Consider the following 1,056-nt stretch of genomic DNA (forward strand, 5'->3'; position numbering starts at 1 on the left):
GCGGCGTCGTGTTGTTCGACGTCGCGACCGACCTCGGGCTCGCGAAGGACGTCCCGCCAGAAGCACATCGCCGATTCCGCGCCGACCAGCGCGCGTACGAAGAGAAGGTTCGCCAGGACCAGATTGCTCAGGCGGCCCTGCACGAGGAGAAGAAGCGGTTCGTCGCCACCTGGATCGCCGAGCACGGAACCGCGGAGGAGAAGACGCGCCTTGCCGCTGGAGTGCTCCCCATGGCCGAAGTCGTGAAGCGCATCACGGACCGCGTCTTCGCAACCATCGATACGCGACCGGAATACGTGCGCGACGGCGCGCAGCGATTGCAGGCGTTCATCAGGGCCGTGACCGGCGCGGCCGACACAGTCATCCGGCCGGCCGATGTCGTGGTCCGCAGTACCCACGCCCTTATGGCGACGGCGGAGGAGTGGGCGACCATCCGCGAAATCCAGGCTGCGTTACCGTCCGCGCATGTCGTGCTTCGTCATCATCAGTTGCGATCCCGTAGGCACCAGGGCGTGCCGAGCCTGGTCACCATTGGCGTGCTCGTGACGATGGGCTACGGACCCTTCATCCTGCGCCGCGAGTACGTGGTATCGAACAAGCAGTCGGCTCCCGCGTCTGCGCCGGAGGTGAACGTGACAGAGAATACGTAGGTCGGCGAGCCGCAGCGAATCGGTCGCTGATTCGCGCTGCCGCGACCTAAAGCTCTCTCGCCGTGGTCATCCTGACCACCCCCTCATGTCGCCCGGCGTGAGGGTCGTTCCACCTCGTCGCCCCCAGGGCACGCAGAGAGGAGCACAACAATGAACGGGATAGGTGTGTCTGCCGTCAACGCCTACTCGGCTCATCGCGAATGGGCATCGCGCCCACCGGATGAGCGGTACACCAGCGTCCAGGCTCTCTACGAGGCGGCTCGCGCGCGGCGCAACCGCATCGAGGAGCGCACCATCGACACCGTCGCTTTCAGGACCGAAGCGGTCGACACCGATGCACTCGCGCTACGCGATGCGACCGGTCGAGAGGCCGCGATGACGAACTGGAGCTTCGAGCAGCTCGCCG

Annotated in this window: 1 protein-coding gene and 1 pseudogene; both read left to right on the plus strand. The window is 66.0% G+C overall.

Translation table 11 applies throughout. The annotated features are described in order from the left end of the window. A partial coding sequence (locus B4M62_RS05275) for a hypothetical protein (RefSeq protein WP_290705931.1) occupies positions 1-650 on the plus strand: 650 nt, incomplete at its 5' end. Between the two features lie 165 nt (positions 651-815). Then, positions 816-1,056, plus strand: a pseudogene (locus B4M62_RS05280) (hypothetical protein); the annotation flags it as partial.

Source organism: Gordonia sp. UBA5067 (genome assembly GCF_002414845.1).
GTDB classification, from domain to species: Bacteria; Actinomycetota; Actinomycetes; order Mycobacteriales; family Mycobacteriaceae; genus Gordonia; species Gordonia defluvii.